22 protein-coding genes are annotated in these 24,113 nt (G+C 73.4%); 11 read left to right on the top strand and 11 right to left on the bottom strand.

Translation table 11 applies throughout. The features are described from left to right. Positions 1-81: 81 nt before the first annotated feature. Positions 82-603 (bottom strand): NUDIX domain-containing protein, encoded by a 522-nt coding sequence (locus OG510_RS32625; RefSeq protein WP_406141528.1) that lies wholly within the window; start codon positions 601-603, stop codon positions 82-84. Positions 604-801: 198 nt separating this feature from the next. On the opposite strand from OG510_RS32625, the gene OG510_RS32620 reads away from it, so the two are divergent. The 5 genes from OG510_RS32620 to OG510_RS32600 all read left to right on the top strand — a co-directional run bounded on the left by OG510_RS32620 (position 802) and on the right by OG510_RS32600 (position 4,318). After that, a complete protein-coding gene (locus OG510_RS32620; RefSeq protein ID WP_406141526.1) occupies positions 802-1,266 on the top strand; it encodes a MarR family transcriptional regulator in 465 nt (154 codons plus the stop codon). Between the two features lie 108 nt (positions 1,267-1,374). Then, a complete protein-coding gene (locus OG510_RS32615) occupies positions 1,375-2,187 on the top strand; it encodes a M15 family metallopeptidase (protein WP_406141524.1) in 813 nt (270 codons plus the stop codon). Between the two features lie 83 nt (positions 2,188-2,270). Next, positions 2,271-2,618: an Mpo1-like protein gene (locus tag OG510_RS32610; protein ID WP_406141522.1), complete on the top strand. Its 348-nt coding sequence runs from the start codon at positions 2,271-2,273 to the stop codon at positions 2,616-2,618. 51 nt (positions 2,619-2,669) lie between these two features. Then, on the top strand, positions 2,670-3,131 hold the full coding sequence (locus OG510_RS32605) for a Zn-ribbon domain-containing OB-fold protein (protein ID WP_406141520.1): 462 nt from the start codon (positions 2,670-2,672) through the stop codon (positions 3,129-3,131). Continuing rightward, positions 3,128-4,318 carry a lipid-transfer protein gene (locus OG510_RS32600; protein ID WP_406141519.1) on the top strand — a complete coding sequence of 397 codons (1,191 nt, stop codon included), beginning with the start codon at positions 3,128-3,130 and terminating at the stop codon, positions 4,316-4,318. The genes OG510_RS32605 and OG510_RS32600 overlap by 4 nt, the downstream gene beginning before the upstream one ends. A 60-nt stretch (positions 4,319-4,378) precedes the next feature. On the opposite strand, the gene OG510_RS32595 is transcribed toward OG510_RS32600, so the two are convergent. Genes OG510_RS32595 through OG510_RS32580 form a run of 4 tightly spaced genes read right to left on the bottom strand, consistent with a single transcriptional unit; the run spans position 4,379 to position 8,648 of the window. Next, the gene (locus OG510_RS32595) at positions 4,379-4,984 is read right to left on the bottom strand and encodes a GTP-binding protein (RefSeq protein ID WP_406141517.1); all 606 of its coding nucleotides are present in this window, start codon (positions 4,982-4,984) and stop codon (positions 4,379-4,381) included. Next, positions 4,965-5,363: a DUF742 domain-containing protein gene (locus OG510_RS32590; protein WP_406141515.1), complete on the bottom strand. Its 399-nt coding sequence runs from the start codon at positions 5,361-5,363 to the stop codon at positions 4,965-4,967. Before OG510_RS32590 ends, OG510_RS32595 begins: the two co-directional genes overlap by 20 nt. A gap of 10 nt (positions 5,364-5,373) precedes the next feature. Continuing rightward, on the bottom strand, positions 5,374-5,811 hold the full coding sequence (locus tag OG510_RS32585) for a roadblock/LC7 domain-containing protein (RefSeq protein WP_406141513.1): 438 nt from the start codon (positions 5,809-5,811) through the stop codon (positions 5,374-5,376). Then, the gene (locus OG510_RS32580) at positions 5,808-8,648 is read right to left on the bottom strand and encodes a nitrate- and nitrite sensing domain-containing protein (protein ID WP_406141511.1); all 2,841 of its coding nucleotides are present in this window, start codon (positions 8,646-8,648) and stop codon (positions 5,808-5,810) included. Before OG510_RS32580 ends, OG510_RS32585 begins: the two co-directional genes overlap by 4 nt. Positions 8,649-9,025: 377 nt before the next feature. Here OG510_RS32580 and OG510_RS32575 point away from each other — a divergent pair, with 377 nt between their 5' ends. After that, positions 9,026-9,451, top strand: coding sequence for a hypothetical protein (locus OG510_RS32575; protein WP_406141509.1), 426 nt, complete (start codon positions 9,026-9,028; stop codon positions 9,449-9,451). Between the two features lie 66 nt (positions 9,452-9,517). Here the strand turns inward: OG510_RS32575 and OG510_RS32570 are convergent, their stop codons facing one another. The 4 genes from OG510_RS32570 to OG510_RS32555 form a co-directional block, all read right to left on the bottom strand. After that, entirely contained in the window at positions 9,518-14,491 is a 4,974-nt protein-coding gene (locus OG510_RS32570; RefSeq protein ID WP_406141507.1) for a hypothetical protein, read from the bottom strand. 101 nt (positions 14,492-14,592) lie between these two features. Continuing rightward, positions 14,593-15,492 (bottom strand): hypothetical protein, encoded by a 900-nt coding sequence (locus tag OG510_RS32565; protein ID WP_406141505.1) that lies wholly within the window; start codon positions 15,490-15,492, stop codon positions 14,593-14,595. After that, a complete protein-coding gene (locus OG510_RS32560; protein WP_406141503.1) occupies positions 15,489-15,617 on the bottom strand; it encodes a hypothetical protein in 129 nt (42 codons plus the stop codon). Before OG510_RS32560 ends, OG510_RS32565 begins: the two co-directional genes overlap by 4 nt. Continuing rightward, complete coding sequence (locus OG510_RS32555; RefSeq protein WP_406141501.1) at positions 15,614-17,140, bottom strand: hypothetical protein; 1,527 nt, start codon at positions 17,138-17,140, stop codon at positions 15,614-15,616. The genes OG510_RS32560 and OG510_RS32555 overlap by 4 nt, the downstream gene beginning before the upstream one ends. A 325-nt stretch (positions 17,141-17,465) precedes the next feature. Between OG510_RS32555 and OG510_RS32550 the strand changes: the two genes are divergently transcribed. From OG510_RS32550 to OG510_RS32540, 3 genes are read left to right on the top strand one after another with little or no spacing between them, the layout of a single operon-like run. Next, positions 17,466-18,269 carry a LamB/YcsF family protein gene (locus tag OG510_RS32550; RefSeq protein ID WP_406141499.1) on the top strand — a complete coding sequence of 268 codons (804 nt, stop codon included), beginning with the start codon at positions 17,466-17,468 and terminating at the stop codon, positions 18,267-18,269. A gap of 49 nt (positions 18,270-18,318) precedes the next feature. Next, complete coding sequence (locus tag OG510_RS32545; protein ID WP_406141497.1) at positions 18,319-18,963, top strand: allophanate hydrolase subunit 1; 645 nt, start codon at positions 18,319-18,321, stop codon at positions 18,961-18,963. Further along, positions 18,960-19,871: a biotin-dependent carboxyltransferase family protein gene (locus OG510_RS32540; RefSeq protein WP_406141495.1), complete on the top strand. Its 912-nt coding sequence runs from the start codon at positions 18,960-18,962 to the stop codon at positions 19,869-19,871. Before OG510_RS32545 ends, OG510_RS32540 begins: the two co-directional genes overlap by 4 nt. 102 nt (positions 19,872-19,973) lie before the next feature. Here OG510_RS32540 and OG510_RS32535 read toward each other — a convergent pair whose 3' ends face one another. Together OG510_RS32535 and OG510_RS32530 are read right to left on the bottom strand one after the other, a co-directional pair. Then, on the bottom strand, positions 19,974-21,392 hold the full coding sequence (locus OG510_RS32535) for a HEAT repeat domain-containing protein (protein WP_406141493.1): 1,419 nt from the start codon (positions 21,390-21,392) through the stop codon (positions 19,974-19,976). A gap of 200 nt (positions 21,393-21,592) precedes the next feature. Beyond that, a complete protein-coding gene (locus OG510_RS32530) occupies positions 21,593-21,985 on the bottom strand; it encodes an ankyrin repeat domain-containing protein (protein WP_406141491.1) in 393 nt (130 codons plus the stop codon). A gap of 228 nt (positions 21,986-22,213) precedes the next feature. On the opposite strand from OG510_RS32530, the gene OG510_RS32525 reads away from it, so the two are divergent. Next, positions 22,214-22,408, top strand: a complete 195-nt coding sequence (locus OG510_RS32525; RefSeq protein ID WP_164267853.1) for a hypothetical protein — start codon at positions 22,214-22,216, stop codon at positions 22,406-22,408. 39 nt (positions 22,409-22,447) lie between these two features. Then, a complete protein-coding gene (locus OG510_RS32520) occupies positions 22,448-24,103 on the top strand; it encodes a hypothetical protein (protein ID WP_406141489.1) in 1,656 nt (551 codons plus the stop codon). Positions 24,104-24,113: the final 10 nt, after the last annotated feature.

Here is a 24,113-nt window from a genome sequence, read left to right as displayed (position 1 = left end):
GGCTCGGAACGGTCCCGGTCATCGGGCGGGACGGGACCAGGCCCTTGGCCGGATTCAGCTGGTTCAGCTGGTTCAGCCGGTTCAGCTGTACCGTCCCGCGAACCAGTTCCGGACGACCGCGGTGTGCAGGGGGAAGCAGAGGTCCGCGGCGGTCCGCAGGGTGTGCCGGCCCGCGGTCTCGTCGGTGGGTGCGGACGGCGGGAGCGCGGCCGCCGCGCGCTCCGGGAGGAGGCCGAAGAGCAGCAGATGCCCGTCCGGCGAGCTGCGTGCGTCGACCAGCCGTACGTCCTGCTGGCGGGCGGTGATACCGGTCTCCTCCCGCAGCTCGCGCACGACGGCGTGCTGCCAGGTCTCGGTGCCGTCGACGAAGCCGCCGGGCAGCGCGATTCCGCCGGATTGCGGCTCGTTGGTCCGGGTGATGACGGTGAGTCCGGTGCCCTGCGCGTCCCGGACCGGCAGCAGGGCCACGGCGACGGGCAGCGGGTTGCGGTAGGCAGTGGTCCCGCAGGACGGACAGGTGCGGGGCCACCCGGCGGTGGCGAACGCGGCGCCACAGCTCGAACAGTGGGAATCCCTGACAGGCTTGGTGGCGGGCTCGTTCATGACCGCGGACTGTAGCCGATCGTGCCGGTCCTCACCGGGGCACGGTTCAGGCCGCCTTGCGGCGAGCACAGGAAGTCCACGAGGTGCGCGGTGTCCTGCGGAGTGCCGAGGCGGCCGAGCCGACGGGCGCGCCTTGACGTCAAGTTCCCCTGAGGTTTTACGGTCATGACGTTCTGCCGATCACCCAGCAGGAGGTGCGTGAACGTGACGCTCAAGGAGTACTCGCGTGAGGAACTGGCGGCCCAGCCGATCGGCGCGTGGAGCGCTGAAGCGTCCCGGCGGGTGGTCGGGGCCATTCGGGCCCAGCTTGCCGTGGAGGATCTGACGCAGCCGCACTGGTGGACTCTCAACCACGTCGCGGGCGCCCCGGGGAGGTGGACCCGCGTCGCGCTGGTCGAGCGGCTGGCGCCGTACGACGACCTGGGGATCGATTTCGGCGGCGTCTTCGACGACCTGCTCTCCCGTGGCTGGCTCACGGAGGACGCCCAGGGCATGACGTTGACCGGCGAGGGAGAGGCCGGACGGCTCCGGGCCAAGGAGCGCGTTCTGCGCGTGCATCAGCGGACGCACGAAGGCGTCGACACCACCGACTTCGTGACTACGGTCAACGTCCTGCGCCGTATGGTCGCGAACCTCGGCGGGGACGGTGACCTGCCGGACTGAGGTGCCCAGCCACCGCCCCGCACCGGCGAAAGAAAAGATCAGTCGTGGGCGCGGGCCGCGGGCGATTCGCTTCCCCTCCCGGGCGTTCACCTGGTAAATGGTGTGCCCATGACACGACGACCGACCTCCGCCGCACGGTTCCTGGCCGTGGCCGCAGCCGCCCTGCTCGCCCTCGTCTCCACCGCACCCGCCGCCTCGGCACAGCAGGAGCCGAGGGCCCCACGGGACTTCGTCGCACTGCGTTCCGTGGACCCGACCATCATCCAGGAGATGCGGTACCCGTACGAGCACAACTTCACCGGCGCACCGGTCGACGGCTACGACCAGCCCCTGTGCATCCTCACCCGCCCCGCCGCCCAGGCCCTGCACCGGGCCCAGACGAAGCTGCTGCGCCAGGGGTACTCGCTGAAGGTCTACGACTGCTACCGGCCGCAGCGCGCCGTCGACAGCTTCGTACGCTGGGCCGAGGATCCGGACGCCCTGGCGATGAAGGCGGAGTTCTATCCGCGGGTCGACAAGTCGCGGCTCTTCGCGGACGGTTACATCGCGGAGAAGTCCGGCCACAGCCGGGGCAGCACCATGGATCTGACGCTGGTCAGGCTGCCGGCCCTGCCGACCCGTCCGTACCACCCGGGCCGGCCGCTGGCTCCCTGCTACGCGCCGAAGGCCCAGCGGTTCCCGGACAACTCCATCGACATGGGGACCGGGTTCGACTGCTTCGACACCCTCGCGCACACCGACGACCCGCGGATCAAGGGCGTCCAGCGCACCAACCGCGACATGCTGCGGTCCGCCCTCGACGCCGTCGGCTTCGTCAACCTTCCCGAGGAGTGGTGGCACTTCACCTACCAGCCGGAGGTGTACCCCGACCGCTACTTCGACTTCCCGGTCGCCTGGCGCTCGGTGGCCGGGCACCGCTGACGCAGGACGCGGGGTCCGGTTCTCGCGCGGGGCGAGCCGGACCCCTTCTTCCCCAGGTCGCCGCGGGGGCCTACCGTCGCCCCATGACGCAGCCGACAGGTGATTCGTACGAGGAGTTCTGGCCCTACTACGTCGCGATGCACTCCCGCGCGGCGACCCGGTGGGTGCATCTGACGGGCACACTCACCGGGCTCGCGCTCACCGCCTACGGACTGGCGCGCGGCCGGAAACGCTATGCGGCCGCGCTGCCGCTCATCGGGTACGGGACCGCCTGGCCCGCGCACTTTCTCATCGAGGGGAACAACCCGGCCTCGTTCGGCCACCCGCTCTGGTCGCTGCGCGGCGATGTGCGGATGATCCGGACGATGCCGGCGGGCCGCGACCACGAACTGGCGACGACCGCGGCGAAGTGGCTCGCGGAGAACGGCTGACCCGTGTCACACTTCTGACGTTCCGTCAGATCATTGATGCCGGGAGGGGTTTTGACGCGCACGCGCACACCCGTGGTGGCCGGATGGTTCACGGCCGACGCCGAAGAGGACGACTTCCGGCTGCTGGGCACCCGCTGCTCGGCCTGTTCCGCCGTGTTCTTCCCCCGTGAGGACACCTTCTGCCGCAACCCGGCCTGTCCGGGCGGGGAGCTGGCCGAGGTGCCGCTCTCCCGGCGCGGCCGGGTCTGGTCGTACACCGACGGCCGCTACCGGCCGCCGGCGCCGTACGTCTCGGATCCCGGCGTGGAGTGGGAGCCGTACCTCCTGGTCGCCGTCGAGCTGGCGGCGGAGGGCATGGTCGTACTCGGGCAGGCGGCTCCGGGTGTGGCACTCGCGGATCTGGCGGTGGGTGCCGAGGTGGAGGCCGTGCCCGGCGTGCTCAACGAGGACCAGGACACCACCTGGACCACCTGGCACTGGCGCCCGGTGCGGACCCGGGAGGCGCGCTCATGACCGGCGACATAGCGGTCCTGGGGGCCGGGATGCACGCGTGGGGCAAGTGGGGGCGGAGCTTCGTCGAGTACGGCACGGCGGCGGCCCGTACGGCCCTCGCGGACGCGGGCATCGACTGGCAGGATGTGCAGTCGGTGGTCGGCGCGGACACGGTGCGCTGCGGCTACCCCGGTTATGTCGCGGGCGCGACCTTCGCGCGGGCGCTCGGCTGGCAGGGCGCCCGGGTCACCAGTGTGTACGCGGCCTGTGCCTCCGGGGCGCAGGCCATCAGCACGGCCAGGGCCCAGATCCTCGCCGGGATGGCGGACGTGGCGCTGGTGGTCGGCGCCGACTCCGCGCCGAAGGGGTTCTTCGCCCCGGCGGGCGGTGACCGGCCCGACGACCCCGACTGGCTGCGGTTCCGGGTGCTGGGCGCCACCAACCCGGCGTATTTCGCGCTGTACGCCCGCCGCCGGATGGCCGTGCACGGCGACACACTGGAGGACTTCGCACGGGTGAAGGTGAAGAACTCGGCGGCGGGCGCGCTCAACCCCAACGCCCGTTACCGCAAGCCCGTCACCGCCGACGCCGTGGCCGCATCCCCGGTGGTCGCCGACCCGCTGCGGCTGCTCGACATCTGCGCGACGTCCGACGGTGCGGCCGCTCTGGTGCTCACCAGCATGGAGTTCGCACGCCGGCACGGGGTGGCGCACCCGGTCCGTATCCGTGCGGTCTCCACGGTCACACCGACCTACCCGAGGACGGTGCTCGACCTGCCGGACATCGCCACCGACTCGACCACCGCCGTGGCGGCCCCGGCGGAGTCCTTCCGCGCCTCCATCGCGCGTGCGGCGTACGAGGAGGCGGGGATCGGCCCCGAGGACATCTCGCTGGCCGAGGTCTACGACCTGTCGACCGCGCTGGAGCTGGAGTGGTATGAGGACATCGGGCTCTGCGCTCCCGGCGCGGGCGCGAAGCTGGTGCGGGAGGGTGCCACCGCGCTAGGCGGCCGCGTCCCGGTCAACACCAGCGGCGGGCTTGCCTCGTTCGGTGAGGCGGTGCCCGCCCAGGCCATCGCGCAGGTCTGTGAGGTGACCTGGCAGCTGCGCGGCCGGGCCGGCGCACGTCAGGTGCCGGGGGCGCGTGCCGCGATCACCGCCAACCAGGGGCTGTTCGGGCACGGGTCGTCGGTGATCGCCGTTCGCTGAGCGGGCGGGGCACCGGACCGGGGGTGGAGCCGGGGTCCCGGGCCTGCCGGGGCCGGGGCCTCAGGTGATGGCGTGCGCGCGGGCTCCCGACGCCAGGGCCATGGCGTGCTCCACGACGGCCACCAAGACTTCCTTGACCGTCTCACGGTCCCGCGCGTCGCACATCAGGACCGGCACTCCGGGGTCGAGGTCGAGCGCCGACCGCACGGTCTCCCCCGGGTAACGCGTCGCTCCGTCGAAGCAGTTGACGGCCACCGTGAACGGGATGGAGCGCCGCTCGAAGTAGTCGACGGCCGCGAAGCAGTCCTCGAGGCGGCGGGTGTCGGCGAGGACGACCGCACCCAGCGCGCCCTGCGCCAGCTCGTCCCAGAGGAACCAGAAACGGTCCTGCCCCGGGGTGCCGAACAGATAGAGGACGAGGTCCTCCTTGAGCGTGATGCGGCCGAAGTCCATGGCGACCGTGGTGGTGGTCTTCTGCTCCACACCGTCGGTGGAGTCCACGGGCCGGCCGGCCTCGCTCAGCGTCTCCTCGGTGCGTAACGGCCTGATCTCGCTGACCGCGCCGACCAGCGTGGTCTTGCCCACGCCGAAACCGCCCGCCACCAGGATCTTGAGGGTCACCGGCTCGACGAATTGCCGGCTGCGGCTAGAGCGCCCGAAGGCCATTGATTACCTCGCGAAGAATGCTGGCGTCCGGCAGTTCCGCCGGCGGTACGGGCTGGGTGACACGGACGAGTTCGTCGTCGACGAGGTCGCCGACCAGGACCCGCACCACGCCCACGGGCAGGTCGAAGTCGGCCGCCAGTTCGGCGATGGACTGCGGTGCGGTGCTGCACCGCTCGACGATGTCCACATGCTCGGGCGAGAGCGTCTGGTCCCGGCCGGGATCGTCGGCGGCGGGCTCGGGGATGACGAGCGCGATCAGATCGAGGCGGTGTCCGCCGTCGGCGCCGGTACGGCCGCGCGTCATGGCGTACGGCCGGACCACGGGTCCCGCGTCGTCGTCGAACCAGTGGTGCGCCGGTGGCCGGCCCCCATCGCTCATGGCGTCGCCCTCACCCTCCTGCGGTGAGCCCGCTCCGCGGGGCCGTCGCGAGGTGAGCACCGACCCGCTTCACCATCAGTGTCATCTCGTACGCCACCAGGCCGACGTCGGAGTCCGCGTCGGACAGCACGGCGAGACAGCTGCCGTCGCCCGCCGCCGTGATGAAGAGGAAGGCTTCGTCCAGCTCGACGACGGTCTGGCGCACCTTTCCGGCCTCGAAGTGGCGCCCCACGCCCTTGGCGAGGCTGTGGAAGCCGGAGGCGACGGCCGCCAGGTGCTCACCGTCCTCGCGGGTCAGATCCTTCGATGTGCCCGTTGCCAGGCCGTCTCCCGAGAGGATCAGGGCCTTGCGGATGCTGCCGACCCGGTCGACGAGTTCGTCGAGGAGCCAGTTGAGTTCGCCGGGGCCCCCTGCGGCGTGCTGTGCTGCTGTGTTCGGTACGGTCATCGACCGGTCCCCTCCGATGTGGTTCCTGGTGCTGCGTCGGCCGGTCCGGTGCCGACTGCGGCTGATTCTGCCGAGTCCTGTGCGGAGTTGTCGCGGCGGCCCCGCTGCCAGCCGCGCTGGAGCGCCGCCATCCGGCTGCGCACCTCGTCCGCGTCGCGTTCGTCGTCGCCCACGGTCGCCGGTTCGTCGGGGGGTGCGGGCGCGCCCCTCAGCTGGGGGGCCAGATTCGCCTGGCGCACCCGGCGGGGCAGCCCGTCGGGGCCTGTTGCGGGAGGGCCGGTCCTGGGGGGCTGAGGCCGCGGCGGCTGACCCTGCGGAGGCTGCTGGGACCGCGGCGGGGTCCGCGGCGGTTCCGGCCGCTGGGATTCGGGCCTGCGGGATTCGGGCCGGGCGGACTCGGACCGGGCGGACTCGGGCCGGGTCGGTTCCGGCCGCGCGGAATCCTGACGTACGGACTCCTGACGTACGGACTCCTGTCGCACGGACTCCGGCCGGGTGGACTCCTGACGGGTGGATTCCGGGATGTCGACCCTGCGGCCGTGGTCGGAGACCAGGGTCGGCTGACCGGGCTTGCGGCGCCTGGGCAGTCCGACCGGGCCCGCGGGCCGGGTGGCGCTCCGGGGCGCCGCCGCTTCGTCGGGCGTCTGCTGGTGCTGGTCGGGAGCCGGGGCCACCGCGCGGTGACGGAAGATCCCGCCCGGTGTGCTGTCCTCGTCGTCGGCCAGGTCACCGCTGTCGTCGAACGTCAACGCGTCCACGGGCGGCTCCAGTTCGACGGGACCGTCGATCACGGAGACGGGTGTACGCCCGGTGGCCGGCACCGGCGCGAGCCCGGAGCGCGAGCCGGTGCGGTGCCCGGACCGCCGGTCGGCGCGGAAACCGGCACCGTCGGGGCCTGATCCGGCCGCCGTACTCTCCGCGTCCGGGGCGTCGTCGAGGTCGGGCGCGTCCGTGAGCAGCGCCACCGGGATGAAGATGACCGCGGTGGTGCCGCCGTACGGCGAGGGCTGGAGCGAGACCCGCACGTTCTGCCGCTGCGCGAGCCTGCTCACCACGAAGAGGCCGAGCCGGTCGGTGTCCGACAGCTCGAACTCGGGGGTCTCGGCGAGCCGGAGGTTGGCGTCGAGCAGTGCGTCGGCCGCGATTCCGAGTCCGCGGTCGTGGATCTCCAGGGTGAAACCGTTGGCGACGCGCTCGCCCAGTACCTGCACCGCTGTGTGCGGGGGCGAGAACACCGTGGCGTTCTCCAGGAGTTCGGCGATGAGGTGGGTGAGGTCGGCGACGGCGGGGCCGCCGACCCCGATCCTCGGCAGCCGCCGTACCTCGATCCGTTCGTAGTCCTCGACCTCGGCGACCGCCGCGCGTACGACGTCCATCAGCTGGACCGGCTTGCGCCACTGCCGGGACGGGGAGGCCCCGGAGAGGATCACCAGGCCCTCGGCGTGCCGGCGCATACGGGTGGTGAGGTGGTCGAGCCGGAACAGATCGGCGAGCTCCTCGGTGTCCTCCGTACGCCGTTCCATGCTGTCGAGCAGCGTCAGCTGGCGGTGCAGCAGGACCTGGTTGCGGCGGGCGAGGTTCACGAAGACGTCGGAGACCCCGCGGCGCAGATCGGCCTGGCGCACAGCGGCTTCGACCGCCGCGCGCTGCACGGTGTTGAGGGCCAGGCCGACCTGGCCGACCTCGTCCTTCGCGTACTCCAGGCGCGGCGCCTCGGTCTCTATGTCGACCTGTTCCCCGGCCGCGAGCCGGCGCATCACAGCGGGCAGCCGCACGCCGGAGACCTCGTGGGCCTCCTTGCGCAGCCGGCTGAGGTCGCGGATGAGTTCGCGCCCGATGCGTACGGACACCACCAGGGACACCAGCAGTCCGCCGATGCCGAGCAGCGCGGCGATCCCCGCCTTGGCGAAGACGCCGACGACGGCCGGCTTCACCCGGCCCTGGAAGTCCTCGCGGGCCTGGGTGTCCAGCGTGTCGAGATGGCTGAGGGTGCGGCCTGCGTCGGTGCTCCAGCGGGAGGCGGAGCCGGTGATGGTGGAGCTGCCGGGGTTCTTGCTGATCGCCGTCGACTCGGCGGTGCGTACCGGGATGGTCGCGGGGCCGCTCCAGTACGCGTCGAACGCGTCACCGCCCTGGCCAGGCAGCGAGGGCAGGCTGACGGTGTAGTACATCTTGCGGGCGGTGACGAGGTCCGAGATGTCGCGCAGGTCGTGGGGGTCGAGCCGGCCCGATGTGAGGGCGGAGCCGAGGAGAGCGTCCTCGCGTGAGAGGGACTCGCGGGCCCTGGTGATACCGACGAGGCCGCGGGCCTCCTTGTCGAGCCCGGAGTTCTGCAGGGTGGGCAGGTCGGCGAGGAAGTCGAGGACCTGGTCGCAGAGCCGGTTGTACTGGTCGTACGCCTCGCGGCGGGTCACCTCGTGGTTCCCGGCGTTCTGGCGCAGCGAGCCGAGGCCGGCGAACCCGTCGAGGACGGCGCTCAGCTGGCGTTCGGACTTCCCGCCCAGCGCGGAACGGGCGTCGCTCCGGCCGGAGCTGCCGCGCAGCCCGGCCACGGCCGCGTCGGTCTTCTCGCGCTGGGCCCGCAGTGCGGACTGGATGTCGGACGCGCCGGGATCGACCAGCTGCCGCAGCGTCAGGGAACGTTCCTGCTGGACCTCCCGGAGGGAGTCGACCAGCGGATGCGCCACACTCTTGTAGACGGTTCCCGTGCGCATCAGTTGCAGGGCGTCCCGGCCGGTGAGATAGACGGAGAACGTCCAGATCGCCGTCAACGCGACAAGTGGGACCAGCAACAGCGCCACGATCTTCCTGCGGATGGACTTCCCGCGAAAGCGCATGGCCTCCCCCAGCTCAACCCCGCCCCGCGGGGGTGGTGTTCCGTCAACAAACGGCGTGAGCCTACTACTGCCGCACAGGCAACTCGAAGGGACGTCCGGACTATTTTCAGCCTCTCACAGGGGAGTTGATCATGCGATGTCCCGGTATCCCAGCAGATCGTCTTCCCTGATCCGGTGAGATAACCCCGGCAGGACGGCACTTTCCACCCCTACGCAGATGGCTGGAATTCTATGGACGGCGGGAATCTTCGACGGGAGTTGTTCGTCATTGCGTACGAGGGGCGCACCACGGGCGGGGACGCTTGAACCGACCCAAGCCGGGCATCCGTTCTGGAGTCGGACAGCGCCGAGGCGTGAAGGTCGAGGGTGAAGTGAGCATGGCCATCGAAGAGGGCGAGGCCCCCCTGCGGACGTTGTGGGTCGAGGAGCCGGTCGGGCGGTACCGGCTGCCGGATCCGGTGCGTGGGAGCGCGGTGCGCGCCGTGCTCATCGTGTCCGTGACGCTGATACAGGCGGTGACGGCTTTCCTGTCCACGGTGGCGGGCTCCTGGCTGGCCTTCCCGATGGTGCTGAGCAGTGTGGCGAGTACGGTCGTCGCGACCTGGGCGGTGCTGGACGTCTGGATCACCCGCCAGGTGTGGAACCAGCGGCACGGCGTGACGTCCTCCCCCAGCAGCACGGCCCGCCGGCTCCGCAAGGAGCGGCGGGCGGCACGGCGTGCGGCCCGCCGCCAGGAGCACGACCACGAAGCCGAGCGAATACCCGCCGCCCACCGCACCACCCGGCTCTCGCCCCAGCCCTGAGCGGCTCGGACCAGCCTCTCGGGCCAGGGGCCCTCGGACCAGCCCCTCGGACCAACCCTGAGCGGCTCAGACGGACCGGTCGCCCTCGACCGTCTCGGCGCCCTGAGCCGGTACGTCACCCCGGGCCCGCTCGGCGCTCTGGGCGGGCCCGGCGCTCTGGGCCGGTAGGTTGCCCCGGTTCGGCTCGGCGCCCCGGGCCGGCTCGGCGGTCTGTGTCTCGGTGATCTGCGTCGGCTCGGCTCGTTTGAACATCCGGGTCGCCGTGATCTCGCCGTGCACCTGCTCCCCGCCCGGGTCCTGCTGCGGGAGGCCCGGCCGCAGATGCTCCTCCACGCTGATGTACTTCAGCCCGGCCCTGAGGTCCGCGTCATTGCGCAACCTGATGACCAGGGGGAATTCGGCGAGCGCCGTGGTGTCGAACAGGCCCGTCGTATAGAGCAGCTGGACGCCGAGAGCGTCCGAGACCGCACGCTGGAGCTCCAGCAGATAGGTGGCGTTGGCCCGGCCGATCGGGTTGTCCAGGAAGAGCGTGCCCGCGTGCCGGTGCTTGTCGCGGCCCCGGTCGTTGCTGCGCAGGGCGGCCATCGTGCAGTAGAGGGCGATCGCCGCGGTGAGCAGCTGTCCGCCGGAGAAGACGTCGCCCATCTGCCCGACGGGGACCCGCTCGGCCCGCAGCACGGCGTCCGGCTTGAGGATCTCGACGGCCACCCCCTTGGGTTCGAGCGCCGCGTGCACGGCGCGCAGCAGCAGCGACATCCCGTCCCTGCGCAGATCCGAGTTCTTCTTCAGGGCCGCGCTCGTCGCCTCGTCGATGACATCGCCGAGCCGTTCTGCGAGGGTGGCCTGGTCCGGCTCGTCGAAGCGGATCCGCAGGAACTCCTGGCCCGACCACTCTCCGAGCCCTTCGGGCAGCCGGGAGAGCCGCTGGGCGGAGCGCAGTGTGGTGAGCGCGGACTCCACGAGACCGCGCAGCCGGTCGACGATCGAGTCGCGGTTGCGCTCCAGCTGCTCCAGCTCGTCGGTGAGCACCCGCAGCCGGGGTGCGAAGGCCGCGGCCCACTTCTCGGCGTGCTCGGGCAGCGCGGCGGCGGGCAGTTCGCGGATCTGCTGGCGTGCCGGGGTGCGGACCTGCTCGAAGCGGGTGGCGTTGGCATGCCGTACGAGGATGTCGCTCGCCTCCCGGACGGCCGACTCGGCGGCCGACAGGTCACCGGCGCAGCCGCGCAGGGAGCGGCGGGCCTCGGCGGCCGACTCGCGCGCCTCCTCCTGGCTGCCGGGGTACGGCTCGGGCGGCCCGGAATCGGTGCCCTCGTCGTCCTGGTGCGGGTCACGGAGCAGGTCCCGCAGCAGGGCCGCCGATTCGTCGAAGCCGCCTGCCGCCTCCTCCGAGGCCCGGTGGGCGCGGAGCAGTTCGGCGTGGACGGCGCGGGAGGTCTCCAACGCGTCGGTGCGGGAGCCCAGTTCGGCGGTGGCGGTGCGCAGCAGGGCCTGTGCGGCGTCCGCGTCGGCCGGGGCCAGTTCGGCGGGCAGTTCGGTATGGGCGTCCGCTCCGTCGGCGGGGGCCAGCCGCTCGGCCTCGCCGCGCAGCCTGCCGAGCTGTTCGCTGGCGGCCGACGCCCGTGTCTCCAGCATCTGGACGAGCGACTCCGCCCGGGCTGCGGCTGCCTGCCGGGACGGGCCGTCCGCGCCGTCGGTGGATTCGAGCAGCTGGGCGGCGCGGGTACGGACCTTGTTGGAGAGCCGGTCGAGCTCGGCGCGGGCCGCGCTCTCGTCGCTCTCGGCCCTGGCCTGCTCGGCCCGGAGGTCGGCTCCGACGCCGACCTTCTCGTACAGCTGCGAAGCGGCCCGGTACGCCTCGCGCAGGGCGGGCAGGGCGGAGCGCTGCGCGCCCGCTTCCGGTTCGGGCAGGTCCTCGGGGACTCCGGCGATCTCGGACCGTTCGGCCCGCAGCGCGCGGGCGGTGCGCCGTGCGTCGTCCGCGGCTCGCTGGGCGGCCCTGCGGTCCTCGTCGGCGGCCCTTGCCCGCTCCAGCCAGGTCGCGGCCCGGGACTCCGACTCGGCGGCCTCGTCGCCCAGTTCGCGCAGGGTGACCTGCCAGCCCGCCCGTTCGCGGAGCCGGAAGGCGAGTCCGGAGAGCGCGTCGGCCACTCGCCGGGCGCGCTGGGCCGCGTCCTGCCGTTCGTCGCGTACCCGGGCGGTGTCGGCGGCGGCCTCGTCGGCCTCGGCCCTGGCCGTACGGGCTTCCTCCAGGGCCGCGGTGGCGGTCCCGGCCGCCTCCCTGGCGCTGCCGGCGGCCGCCGCGAGCTCGTCGAGCATGCCGGGCGGGCAGGCGGCCCGCCAGGAGCCGAGCCGGGCGGCGAGCGTACGGTCGCCGCCGAGCCGGGCGGCGAGGGTACGGATGTCCTCGTCTCGCCGGGCGGCCCGGGAGCGCAGTGCCTGTCGCTCCTCGTCGGCCGCGTGCTCGTCGTGCATGGCCGGGTTCGGCGGTACGAGGAACACGTCGCCGTCCGCGGTACCGGACGGGCCGGGCCTCGGTACCGGCGCGAGCAGCGCGGACGCGGTGCCGACGGCGACCGCGGAACGCGGCAGCAGGGCGGCCCCGCCGAGGACGGCACGGGCCCTGCTGTGTGCCGCCGGGTCGGTGATCACCACACCGTCGACCAGTTCGGGCCTGGCGGCCAGCACCGCCGCGTGGTCGGCGGGGTCCACCGCCTGGGCGAGATAGCGCCAGCCGGGCAGCGCGGGGATGCCGTGTTCGCCCAGGAACTCGACGGTGGCCAGCACATCGGGCCCCGGCGGCAGCAGCCCGCCGTCGCCGAGCGCGCCGAGGATGCGGGAGTCGTCGGCGGCGGCGGTGCGCAGTTCGAAGAGCTGCCGTTCGGCCGACGCGACGCTCCCGTCGAGCAGTTCCTGGAGCTCTTCCGCGTTGCGGTCAAGTTCGGCAGCGGTGAGCGGGCCGCGCGTCAGGGTGCGTGCGCCGCTCTCCGGCTCGCGGGCCACGGAGCCGTCTGCGACCGATCCGATCTGCGGTCCGGCGGTTCCTGGGCCGGTGGTTCCTGGCCCGGCTGTCTCCGCGTCGTCGGCCGTGCCCGAGGCGCCCGCCGGATCCGCAGCGCCCGAGCCCCGCGGCCGGTCGGCCTCCTGGGGCGCCGTTCCGTTGCGCGGCTGTGGCAGCCCCGCGACGGTGGGCGGCGCCGACGGCAGGCTGAGCAGTTCGGCGAGCCGGGTCTCGGCGGCGATGGACCGGGCGGTGCCCAGCTCCGCCTCGTACGCGCGCTCGGCGGCCCGCGCCGCGTCGGCGGCCCGGGCGGCGGCGAGGTCGGCCCGGCTCTCCCGGGAAGCGGCGTCCTTGGCCTCGTCCGCCGTGCTGCGCGCCTGCTCGCGGGCCGTGTCCCAGGCGGCGACCACGGTCTTCTCCGCGTCGCTGGCCGCCAGCGCGGCGCGCGCCGGGTCCGCGTCGGGCGCGGTGTCGTCAAGCCAGCCCGCGCGGACGGCCTCGGCGGTCTCCTGGCCGACCTCGGTCAGGCGCTGGCGCAGATGTCCGGCCTCGCTGCGGGCGCGCTGTGCCTCGGTCGCCGCCGCGGTGGCGTCGCGGTGCGCGGCTTCGCCCGCCGTCTGGAGGGCGGCCGCGCGCTCCTCCTCCTCGTTGGCGAGCTGCTCGCCGCTCTCGGCGGCCGAGTGGAGTGCGCGGACCAGATCGGCCGCCGCGGTGGCGCGGGCGGCCAGCGCCGGGGCCGCGTCCCGCTCGGCCTCCCGGATGGCCACGGCGACCCGGGCCGACCGGTCGGCCGCCGCCCGGTGGCGCAGCACCGCCTCGGCCGCCTGCCACGCCGAGTGGAACGTCCGCGCGTCGGCCAGCTCCCGGCGCTGCGCCGCCGCGGCCTTCTCGGCGGCGGTCAGCGCCAACGAGGCGTGCCGGTAAGCCAGTTCGGCGGCGATCAGGGCGCTGCGGCCGCGGGCCTCGTCGGCCTGGGCGACGGTGTGGGCGGCGGACGTGACCTGCTGGGCGAGGTCGGAGGCGCGGCCCCGCTCGTCGGCGGCGCGGGCGGAGAGCCTGCGGGCGAGGGTGCGCGTACGGCGCTCGGCGCCCGCGTGGACGTCCCTGGCCCGCGAGCGCGCCGCCGCGGCGTCGACGATACGGCCGAGCAGATCGACCGAGCCCGCGGTGAAGTCCCGCTCGGCGGTGAGTTCGGCGCGGCGGCCGAGCTTGCTGCCGAAGCTGCCGACGAGGTCGGCCAGGCCGTCCGTGTCACGGGTGTCGGTGACCGCCCGCAGCAGCAGGTCGGTGAAGTCGGAGTCCTTCTTGACCGCGAAGAGACCGGCCGCCTCGCCCTCGTCGGCGTTCATCTCCCGCTGGTAGCGGAAGAGTTCGGGGTCGAGGCCCAGATCGCCGAGGTGTTCGTTCCAGCGGTCGTGGATCTCCTCCCAGTACACGTCCAGATGGGGGTAGAACTTCCCGGCCTCGGTGATCGCGTCACGGAAGCCCTTCATGGTGCGGCGCCTGCCCCGCGCCCCGGACACCCCTTCCACCGGCGGCCGTACGGTGGTGGCTTCGGCGACCGGCAGGGAGTCGAGGCTCAGCCCGGGGCCCGGCCGGAACGAATACCACGCCTCGGCGAACTTCCGCGGGTCGTTGGAGACCTGCCGGCCACGCCACTCGCTGGCCTTGCCGACCACGACGAGCTCACCGGTGAGGGTGTGCTGCCACTCCAGGGCGACATGGCCGCAGTCGTCGGCGAGCAGGAACTTGCGCAGCACACCTGAGCTGGCGCCGCCGAGCGTATTGCGGTGGCCGGGCAGCATCACCGAGAAGATCAGCTTCAGCAGGACCGACTTGCCCCCGCCGTTCTCCAGGAAGAGGACACCCGCGGGCGCGGGACGGCGCGGCGGGCCGACCGGCTCCTCCTCGAAGAACTCCGCCTGGGCCGGAGCCGGGTTGGGCACGGGGGCGCCCACTCCCCGCAGATCGAGCACGGTGTCGGCGTAGCGCGCACCGGCAGGTCCGATGGAGTAGAGGCGGACCCGGGACAGCTCGTACATGGCGGCGGACTCTCGTCGTTGTGGTGCGGGATCTGGCTCGGGGCGGTTCTGACTGCTCGGGGCGGGGCTGTTCAGGGCGGGGCTGTTCGGGACGGGGCTGTTCAGGAGTGGAAGGGCAGCCCCGCGTCGGCGGTCAGTTCGAGGTCGTCCGTCCCGGAGGGCGGCAGCAGGGTGGCCGATCCGTCGGTCACCGGCACGACGCCCAGGTCGAGCAGCTCGGCCAGGGCGGCGCTGCCCGCCATGTCGCGTACCTGGAGCTGGTAGCGGGCGGTGGTGCGGTACGCGCCTCCGGCGTCGTCGCCGGTGCGCTGCAGGAACCCCGACTCGGTGAGGAAGGCGACGGCCTTGGCGACGATCCCCGTGGTGGAACCGGCGAGCCGCCTGGCGTCCTTGGTGGCCCCGGTGGAGGTGCGCCGCGCGTAGATACGCCAGGCCGCTTCGAGCCCGGGGGCGTCGGTGGCCGGGTCGCTGTTCTCCCCCTGCTCGTCGGCCCGCTCCTCCAGGCGGCGGCATGCCTGGCGGACGAACGCGTCCACGCCGTTGACCGTGATCCGGCCGATGTACCCGTCGTCGGCCAGGTCTTCGGGGCGCGGGAAGGACATGGCGGCGACGGCGAGATGCGCCAGCCCGTGCAGGAAGCGGTCCGCCGAGTCGGCGGCGGCGCGGCGCGCGTAATCACCCATCCGTACGGCGAAGACGGAGTCCTCCCCCGCGGCGACCGCCATGCCCGCCCGGGTCGACACCTCAAGGACGACCAGGCCGAGCCCGGTGGCGACCGCGTCGGCGAGCCGGGCGAAGGCGGGCGCCTCGCGGTAGCGGCGCAGCAGCTCCGCGTACTCGGCGTCGCGGGCGGGCAGCAGCTTCGGCTGGAGGCCGAAGGCGACGAGCCGCGCGGCATCGGCGGCGTCGGCCGGAGTCACCGCCGAGCCGGCCGGGGGCACGGTGGTGCCCGCCTGGTCGGGCTCGCTCCACGCGGTGTGCTCGGCGTGGGTCTCGCTCACAGCTGCTGCTCCTCGGTCGGTGTCGTTCGGCGCTGCTCCCCGGGGCCCGGCCGCCGGGACTCCGGCGCGCGGGGCGTCCCGGCCCGGGCGCCCGGAGCGGTCGGGATGTCCTGTCGGGGGTTCATACGGACTCCGTGCGGCCCGCGGCCATTCCGACGGTGTCCAGGAGGGCCGTCCCCACGATCAGGTCGGCGCCGCCGAACTCGTCGTCGTCCAGCTCGGTGCCGTCGTCCACGGCGAACAGCAGGCGCTCCTCACCCTGCCGGTACGCGGTGCCGACCGGCGGGCTGGCCGCGTGAATGGCCAGCAGGGCGACCAGATAGGGCAGTTCCCGGTCGCGCAGCCGGGCCTCGGCCAGCAGACCGGAGAGCCGGCGCGGCGCGTCGTGCTCCAGGTCGAGCAGCTCCATCGCGGACGCCAGCTGCTCCTCGCTGAACCGGCTGTCGTCCGGCGTGGCGATGAGGTCGGGCTCGGGCATCTCGGCGCCCAGATGCTCCCGCTCGGCCGGCGGGGTCAGCAGAATGTCGACCAGGTCCCCGACCCGTACGGAGACGGGTGTGCGCAGGCCGGTGCCCCGTGCGAAGAACGCGTCGGTGACCCGGATGGCCTGCTCCAGCGGGAGCGGCAGCACGGGGGCGACCAGCTGTCCGTACAGATCGAGTCCGGACGTCGCCGCCGGCGGGGCGAACGCCTGCCGGTCCTGCTCGGCGCGGAAGAGCGGTCCCGCTTCGAGCAGCCGCGACTGGAGCTGGGTGTGGCGGCGGATGCAGTCCTTGACGATGTCGACCAGCTCGGCCGCGCGCCGCTTGTGCTCGGGCTCCTCCGTCTCGTCCCTGGCCTTGCGGATGTTGGTGAGGATCGCGTTCTCATGGCGGTAGCGGTCGGCCACGTGGTCGAGGGCTTCGTCGATCATGTCGGGCACGGTCCTGAGCCAGTCGACCGCGCGGACGTTGCGGCGGGTCGCCTCCAGGGTCCTGCGCAGCGTCTCGGCGTACTGCACGGTCCGGTACCGGGCCTGCTCGGCCGCGAGCTGGGCGTCGGCGAGCCTGCCCCGGCTGATCAGCACCTCCAGCTTCACCTCGGCGGCGATCTGCGCGCTGGTGACGTCCGTGTCGAGGGCGCCCACCAGGACGTTGACCGCTTCGTCGGTGGTGCGCAGATAGACCGTGCCGCCGTGCCCCGGTACTTCCTCGACCAGCTTGAAGTCGTAGTCCCGGCGGACGTACTCCCCGTCGGGGCCGAACGTGCCGTAGACCGCGCGGAAACCGCGGTCCACACTGCCGACATTGATCAGGTTCTCCAGCACCCAGCGGGCCACCCGCTCGTGCTCGTCCGCAGGGCGGCGCGGGGCCTGGGCCGCGACGCGCGGCAGCAGTCTGGCCACTATCTGGTCGTGGTCGGCCCCGGTGTCGAAGTCCATGTTGAGCGTGACCAGGTCGATCGCGGCGAGGGCCACTTCGGCCATCGCGTAGACCGTGTACTCGCCGGCCAGATTGGCCTTGCGTACATCCAGGTCGTGCAGCGGGGCCGTGCACGCGAGCGCGCGCAGCCGCCGCGCCAGCCCTTCGTCGGCGGCCGGGCCCGGTGCGGGGCGCGGCCCCGCGCTGAGCTGGGGCGGAACGAATTCCGTCGGGGCAGGCGAAGTCACGCTGCACAGATTAGGTCCTCGCACTGACAACGGTCGAAACGGCGCGGATGGGGCGCCTGTCCACCGGGCCCGTACGGCCTGCGAGGAGAGCTAAGGGCTGTCCCGCAATTCCCGGCGGGCGCGCGGCGTCAGCCACGGCACCTCGCCGCGTTGTCGGAACGTCCACATACATCCAGTATGCGGACGTCCCTCCGCCTTGCGATGCACCGCATCTGACGCCGCGCGCTGATCCACCAGGAATTGCGGGACAGCCCTTAGGCTTTGTGCTCCCCGTTCCACGCCGTCACCCGCCCTGCGATCCCGTCCCGCTCCCGGAGGGAGCCGTATGAGCACGACCGGCCCGACCGCCGCCGAACCGACCGCCACCGACCCGGCCGTGGTCGATCTCAACGCCGACCTCGGCGAGGGGTTCGGCCGCTGGACGCTCACCGACGACGAGGCGCTGCTCTCCGTCGTCACCAGCGCCAACGTCGCCTGCGGCTTCCACGCGGGCGACCCGTCGACCATGCGCCGGGTCTGCGAACTGGCCGCCGCGGGCGGGGTACGGATCGGCGCCCAGGTCTCGTACCGCGACCTGGCCGGTTTCGGGCGGCGGGCGATGGATGTCCCCGCCGCCGAGCTGGCCGACGAAGTCGCCTACCAGATCGGGGCGTTGGAACTCTTCGCGCGGGCGGCGGGCAGCCGGGTGTCGTACGTCAAACCGCACGGCGCCCTCTACAACCGCACCGTCCACGACGAGGAGCAGGCGGGCGCGGTCGTCGCCGGCGTACGGCTGGCCGGGGGCGCCCTGCCGGTGCTCGGGCTGCCCGGCTCCCGGCTGCTGGCGGCGGCCGCCGACGCCGGGCTCCCCGCGGTGCCCGAGGCGTTCGCGGATCGCGCGTACACCGCACAGGCCACTCTCGTTCCCCGCAGCAGGCCCGACGCGGTGGTGCACGACCCGGACGCGGTGGTCGCCCGCGCGCTGGCCATGGTGCGCGACCGCTCGGTCGCCGCGGTCACCGGCGAACCGGTCGCCGTCGGCGCGCGGTCGCTCTGTCTGCACGGTGACACCCCGGGGGCCGCGGAGACCGCCCGGCGGGTACGCCATGAGCTGCTCGCCGCCGGTGTGGTCCTGGAGCCCTTCGCATGAGCGCCCGGTCGGGCGGCAGCGCCCGCCGGCCGGCCGGCGGGCCGCGCCGGTGAGGGTGCTGCCGGTGGGCGAACACGCCCTGCTCGTCGAGCTGGGGTCGGCGCCGGAGACCGAAGCCTTCCACGCGGAGCTGCTGCGCCGACGCGACGCCGGGGACCTTCCCCCGGTGACGGAGATCGTGCCCGCCGCCCGGACGGTGCTGCTGGACGGGCTGGCCCGCCCGCTGGAGCTGGCCGGCCGGCTCACCACCTGGACCGTGGAGCCGTCCGCCGTGACGGGCGGCCCGGAGACCGAGATCGCCGTGCGCTACGACGGCCCCGATCTGGCGGAGGTGGCGCGCTGTTGGCGGGTCGCGCCCGAGGACGTGCCCGGCATCGTGGGCGGGCTCACGTTCCGGGTCGCCTTCTGCGGGTTCGTTCCCGGCTTCGGCTATCTGTCCGGTCTCCCCGACCGGCTCCGGGTGCCGCGCCGGGCCACACCCCGTACGGCGGTGCCCGCGGGTTCGGTCGCTCTCGCCGACACCTATGCGGGCGTCTATCCCCGCTCGTCGCCCGGTGGCTGGCAGCTGATCGGTACCACCGACGCGGTCCTGTGGGACCAGGACCGCGACCCGGCGGCGCTGCTGGCCCCCGGCGTACGGGTCCGGTTCACCCCCGCGGAACCGGTGGCGGAGACGGCGGAGGAGCAGACATGAGACCGGCGGTCCCGGAGGCTCTCGAGGTCGTACGCGCCGGGGCGCTCACCACCGTGCAGGACCTCGGGCGTCCGGGCCACGCGCATCTCGGAGTTCCGCGCTCGGGAGCCCTGGACCCGGCCGCGCACCGGCTGGCGAATCTCCTCGCCGGGAACACCGCGGACGCCGCCACCCTGGAGACCACGGTCGACGGCACCGCGGTACGGGCCCTCAGGGACGTCACGGCTGCGGTGACCGGTGCGCCCTGTCCGGTACGGATCGACGGCAGCCCTGCGGCCTGGGGCGCCCCGGTACGGGTGCCGGCAGGTGCGGTGCTCGATGTGGGCGGGGCCGTCGAGGGGCTGCGCAGCTATGTGGCGTTCGGCGGTGGCGTCGCCGTACGGCCGGTGCTCGGCAGCCGGGCCACCGATCTGCTCTCCGGTCTCGGCCCCGCGCCGCTGGACGCGGGGCAGTTGCTGCCGCTCGGTGTCCCGGGTGAACCGCAGGACGCGGTGGACGCCGTACCGCTGCCCGCTCCCCCGGCCGAACTGGTGCTGCCGCTCGTCCTCGGCCCCCGTGCGGACCTGTTCACGGATGCGGCGCTGCGGGCCCTGCCGGAGGCCGTCTACCGGGTGGCGGCCGCGAGCAACCGCATCGGCATGCGTACCGATGGACCGCCCATCGACCGTCCGGACGGGGCCGAACTGCCCAGTGAGGGAATGGTGCTGGGCGCGGTGCAGGTGCCGCCCGACGGACTGCCGGTGCTCTTCCTCGCCGATCATCCGGTGACCGGGGGCTATCCGGTGATCGGCGTCGTCCCCGCTGACCGGCTCGGAGCCGCCGCGCAGGCCGTACCGGGGACTCCGGTGGTGTTCGTTCCCGTACACGGCCGCCCGGGGCCCGGCAGCTCGGGTCCGCGGACCCACTGACCGGGCCGCCGCGTCTGCGGACCTGTCAGGATCCCCAGGCACCCCAGGCACCCGGGCACCCAGGCGCTCATCAAGCACGCGTCAGGCACTCGACCGGCCGTGTCAGACCGCGGTTCCCTCGGTGTCGATCCGGTTGCGGACCGCGGTCTGCACCTCGGCCTCCTCCGCGGGATCGGCGGCCAGCCGCCGCAGCCGGTCGACCACCCGGGTGTCGCCGGTCGCGGCGTGCAGGGCGGCCACCTCCCGGGTGCTCTCCTCGCAGTCCCACAGGCATTCGACGGCGAACCCCGCCGCGAACGACGGGTCGGTGGCGGCGAGTGCGCGGGCCGCGCTGCCGCGCAGATGGGAGGAAGCCGTCTCGCGGTACACATGGCGCAGGACCGGCGCCGCACAGGCGATGCCGAGCCGGCCGGCCCCGTCGACGAGGGTCCAGAGCAAGGCCGCGTCGGGGCCGTCGGCCCGGACGGTCTCGCGCAGCGCGCCGAGGACCAGATGCGCGTCCTGCGCCCCGCCGCGACCGGCGAGGACACCGGCCGCCGAAGCGCCCAGCGCGTCGGGCCGCCGCACCCAGCGGCGCGCCCGGCCCACCGCGTCCTCACCGCACATGCGCTCGAAAGCGGCCACGGCCGTCTCCGCGACGGTACGGGAGGGGCTGTCCACGGCCGCCTCGATCAGGTCGAGCACGGCGGGGTCGCGGGCCTCGGCGAGATAGTGGAGCGCCGCGCAACGGGCCCCGTCCGTACCGCTGCGGGCGGCCTCGGCGATCGCGGCGCGGTCGCCGGGACCGGCCACAGCGGTGAGGCAGCGGGCGGCGGCCATATGCAGTGCGCTGCCGCGCTCCAGTCCTTGCTGCGCCCAGTCGAATACGGCCTGCACGCTCCAGCCCGGCCGGGGTCCTGTCGGCCGCATCTGCCGCTGCCAGCGGTCGAAGGACCCCTGCTCGGCGGCGGCCCTGACCCGGGCGGCGACCTGCTCGCGCGGGTCGTCGGCCCACAGCCGCCAGGGCCGGGGCTCGAAGGCGTCGCGCACGGCGACGGCCAGTTCGGCCGCGCCCTGCGGGGTGGCGGGGAAGCGGCCGAGCACGGGCAGGGCCAGGGCGCGCAGCCCGGCGTCGTCGTCGCGCAGGGCGAGTTCGTCGAGCGCCCAGGCCCAGTTGGCGCCGGTCGCCGCGTACCGCCGCAGCAGCGCGAGCGCGTCGGCCCGGTCGTACGAGGCGAGGTGCCCCAGCACGGCGAGGGCGAGCCCGGTCCTGCTGTCGTCGGTGACGATGTGGTCGTCGGGGAGGAAGAGGTGCCGTTCGATCTCTTCGAGCCCGCCGTCGAGGTCGAGGTAGAGGCGCGCGTAGTAGAGCGAGCGGTTCTCGACCTGCCAGTCGTGGCGGGGGTCGCTCAGGACGCAGTGGTTCAGGGCGGCCAGGGCTTCCTCGCGCGGCGCGGCGAGCGCGTGCAGCGTGCCGTCGCCGCGGCCCCGCTGGAGGAGGCCGAGCAGCGTGCCGCTCGGCGCTATGACTGGATCGATCATGGAAGAAGCCTCACATCAAGCTGTAGACGCAACCGGGATACGTGGACTACCTGGCCGCGCAACAACATGTCCGGCCGCCCGTTGCCATCTGCTTGGTGCAGTTCATCTTCCTCTGCCTCTCGTCGGTGGTCCGATGTGGACCCGCGACGTCATGATGACCCAGCCAAATCGCCACCGCGACCACATTTACGACAGGCCGGTCAGCGTGCGCCGAAGAGCTCCACCAGCTCCGTCTTCCCAAACATCCGCGCGGTATCCACGGCGGACGGAGTCCCGGCCTCCGGATCGGCCCCGCCGGCGAGCAGGGCGCGGATCACCGCGTCCTCGCCCTTGAAGACCGCTCCGGCCAGCGGGGTCTGCCCCCGGTCGTTGGCGCGGTCGGCCTCGGCGCCGCGGGCGACGAGGGCCTCCACCGTCGCCGCGTGACCGTGGTAGGCGGCGAGCATCACGAGGGTGTCCCCGCGGTCGTTGGTGAGGTTCGCCGGGACGCCGGCGTCGACATACGCGGCGAGCGCGGCGGTCTCCCCCTGCCGGGCGAGGTCGAAGACCTTCGTCGCCAGTTCGACCACCTCGGGGTCCGGAGCCTCGCTCATCGCGCGTACCGCCTTTCATGCCGTGACCTCGGCGTACGGCGTGTCGGCCGTACGAGTGAACCGACAGGTTACTGCCCGCCGGGCGCCCCCGGCACGAGCCGGGCACCCACGTCGGCCAGTCGAGTGAATTAGACGCTATTTCACCCATTTGCACCTTTTATCGTATAGATACTTTCTGTGAACCTGGAAGAACTCATGGTGACTGTCCCCCCAACCAGGAGAACACTCATGATCCTTTCCATCTCAGGCGTCGTACTGCTGGGAGTCATCGCCTTCCTCTTCTTCAAGAAGGACGGGCTCAAGGCGTCCCACGGGCTCGTCTGCGCCCTCTTCGGCTTCTATGTCGCGGGCACCGCCATCGCTCCGAGCATCACGGCCGGCGGCGCGAGCCTCGCCAGCATGCTGGGCGGAATCAAGTTCTGACCCTCGGCAACCGTTTTCCACTCACCCCAGGAGACAGACGTGGCCCGGCGTCCACTTCCCCGCATTCTGAGCAGCAGCAGCGCATCGATCACCCGCAGCCGCGAGATCGCGCGGACGGCCGCCGACAGCGCCACCGATGTCCTCCATCCGTTGATCATGATCGGCCGCGGCCTGCGCAAGATGGCCTCGGCCGGGCGGCAGCGGTGGGCCGCGACACCCAAGGACCGGCGCGGTCCCGCGCTGTTCCTCGTCGCGGCCTGCGTTCTGGTGGTCGCGCTCATCCCGTACGGGCCGCTGCTCGCCCTGATCACGGTGATGGCCGCGGCCGCCTGGAAGGGGCACGAGCGGACCGTGGCGAAGACCGGGCCCGACGAGGCGGAGACCGCCCGGCTCCAGGCGCTGTACGAGGCCCTGGTGCCGTACTTCTCCGTCCCCGACGACCCGGCCCCGCTGTTCAGCCACGGAGGCGCGTGGGACGAGGTGTTCAGCGACTTCACGTTCGACGGCGACGGACGGCTCACCGCGCTGCACGTCGCGTACCCGGCCCACTTCACCGACGGCGAGGCCGAGTGCCGCACCCGGATCGAGCAGCTCCTGCACGCCAAGTCGGGGCGCGGGCGCGAGTACCGCTTCGACTGGGACGAGGAGGGCAACCGGCTCGCGATGAGCGTGCTGCCCGCCCTGTCCACCACCATCGCGGCGCAGCCCTTCATCACCGGTCCGGGCGAGACCGTGCTCGGCTTCACCGACCCGGACGCGGTACGGCGCACGGTGCCGGTGCAGGACGGCGACGAGCAGAGCGACGCGCCGCCGGTGGTCTGGCGGACCGGCCCGCGCTCGACCGAGCCGCATCTGCTGGTCGTGGGCGAGCCCGGCAGCGGGACCACCACACTGCTGCGCTCGATCGCGCTCCAGGCCCTGCGGTACGGCGATGTGGTGATCATCGAGGGCAGCGGGACCGGGGAGTACGCGTGCCTCACCGGGCGCTCCGGCGTGCTGGCCGTCGAGTGCGGGCTCTCCGGGGCCCTGAGCACCCTGGAATGGGCGGCGCACGAGACCGAGCGGCGGCTGATCGCGGCCAACCGCGCCAGGCAGTCCGGGCACCCCACGCCCGATGACACCAGGCGCCCGCTGTGGATCCTGCTCGACCGGCCCAGCGTCTTCGGGCATCTGGCGGCGGCCGACGGCCGCACCGACCCCCAGGAGCTGCTGCAGGTCCCCCTGCGGCACGGCAGGGCGGCGAGCGTCACGGTGGTGGTGGCCGACCAGTTCGACATGGTGGACGCGCTGAGCGACGCCGTCCGGCACCACACCCGCGCCCGCGTCGTGCTCGGATCGGCGCCGGACGGCCAGCTCGGGGCACTGCTCGGCGCGCCGCCCCACACCACGCCGACGCCCGGCACCCCGCCGGGGCGCGGCTATGCGCGGCTCGGGTCGGGTCCCGTACTGCGGCTCCAGGTCCCGGCCACCCCCGACCCGTACGACGACGCGACCAGCGACGCGCACCGCAAGGCGGTCCTGGATCTGCTCCCCGGCCGGCCGGGCGCGGCCGACCCGGTGCCCGCACCGCAGCAGACCGCGGTGGAATCCGCCCCGGTGGAGGCCGCGCCGGTCGAGGCGGCCCCCGTGGAGGCGGCTCCGCCGCATGCCGGGCCGCGCCCCATGGAGGCGGCACCGGTGGCGGCCGAGGGCTGACGGGAACCGG

This window comes from Streptomyces sp. NBC_01089 (genome assembly GCF_045162975.1).
Classification (GTDB): domain Bacteria; phylum Actinomycetota; class Actinomycetes; order Streptomycetales; family Streptomycetaceae; genus Streptomyces.
Note: the sequence above shows the minus strand (reverse complement) of the source record. Positions and strands in the feature narration are given on the sequence as shown.

Bases quoted from the DNA above. Each gene is read 5' to 3' on its own strand.
- OG510_RS32625 (WP_406141528.1), bottom strand. From the start codon at position 603: ATGAACGAGCCCGCCACCAAGCCTGTCAGGGATTCCCACTGTTCGAGC.
- OG510_RS32615 (WP_406141524.1), top strand. From the start codon at position 1,375: ATGACACGACGACCGACCTCCGCCGCACGGTTCCTGGCCGTGGCCGCA.
- OG510_RS32610 (WP_406141522.1), top strand. From the start codon at position 2,271: ATGACGCAGCCGACAGGTGATTCGTACGAGGAGTTCTGGCCCTACTAC.
- OG510_RS32600 (WP_406141519.1), top strand. From the start codon at position 3,128: ATGACCGGCGACATAGCGGTCCTGGGGGCCGGGATGCACGCGTGGGGC.
- OG510_RS32595 (WP_406141517.1), bottom strand. From the start codon at position 4,984: ATGGCCTTCGGGCGCTCTAGCCGCAGCCGGCAATTCGTCGAGCCGGTG.
- OG510_RS32590 (WP_406141515.1), bottom strand. From the start codon at position 5,363: ATGAGCGATGGGGGCCGGCCACCGGCGCACCACTGGTTCGACGACGAC.
- OG510_RS32585 (WP_406141513.1), bottom strand. From the start codon at position 5,811: ATGACCGTACCGAACACAGCAGCACAGCACGCCGCAGGGGGCCCCGGC.
- OG510_RS32580 (WP_406141511.1), bottom strand. From the start codon at position 8,648: ATGCGCTTTCGCGGGAAGTCCATCCGCAGGAAGATCGTGGCGCTGTTG.
- OG510_RS32575 (WP_406141509.1), top strand. From the start codon at position 9,026: ATGGCCATCGAAGAGGGCGAGGCCCCCCTGCGGACGTTGTGGGTCGAG.
- OG510_RS32570 (WP_406141507.1), bottom strand. From the start codon at position 14,491: ATGTACGAGCTGTCCCGGGTCCGCCTCTACTCCATCGGACCTGCCGGT.
- OG510_RS32560 (WP_406141503.1), bottom strand. From the start codon at position 15,617: ATGAACCCCCGACAGGACATCCCGACCGCTCCGGGCGCCCGGGCCGGG.
- OG510_RS32550 (WP_406141499.1), top strand. From the start codon at position 17,466: ATGAGCACGACCGGCCCGACCGCCGCCGAACCGACCGCCACCGACCCG.
- OG510_RS32540 (WP_406141495.1), top strand. From the start codon at position 18,960: ATGAGACCGGCGGTCCCGGAGGCTCTCGAGGTCGTACGCGCCGGGGCG.
- OG510_RS32535 (WP_406141493.1), bottom strand. From the start codon at position 21,392: ATGATCGATCCAGTCATAGCGCCGAGCGGCACGCTGCTCGGCCTCCTC.
- OG510_RS32530 (WP_406141491.1), bottom strand. From the start codon at position 21,985: ATGAGCGAGGCTCCGGACCCCGAGGTGGTCGAACTGGCGACGAAGGTC.
- OG510_RS32525 (WP_164267853.1), top strand. From the start codon at position 22,214: ATGATCCTTTCCATCTCAGGCGTCGTACTGCTGGGAGTCATCGCCTTC.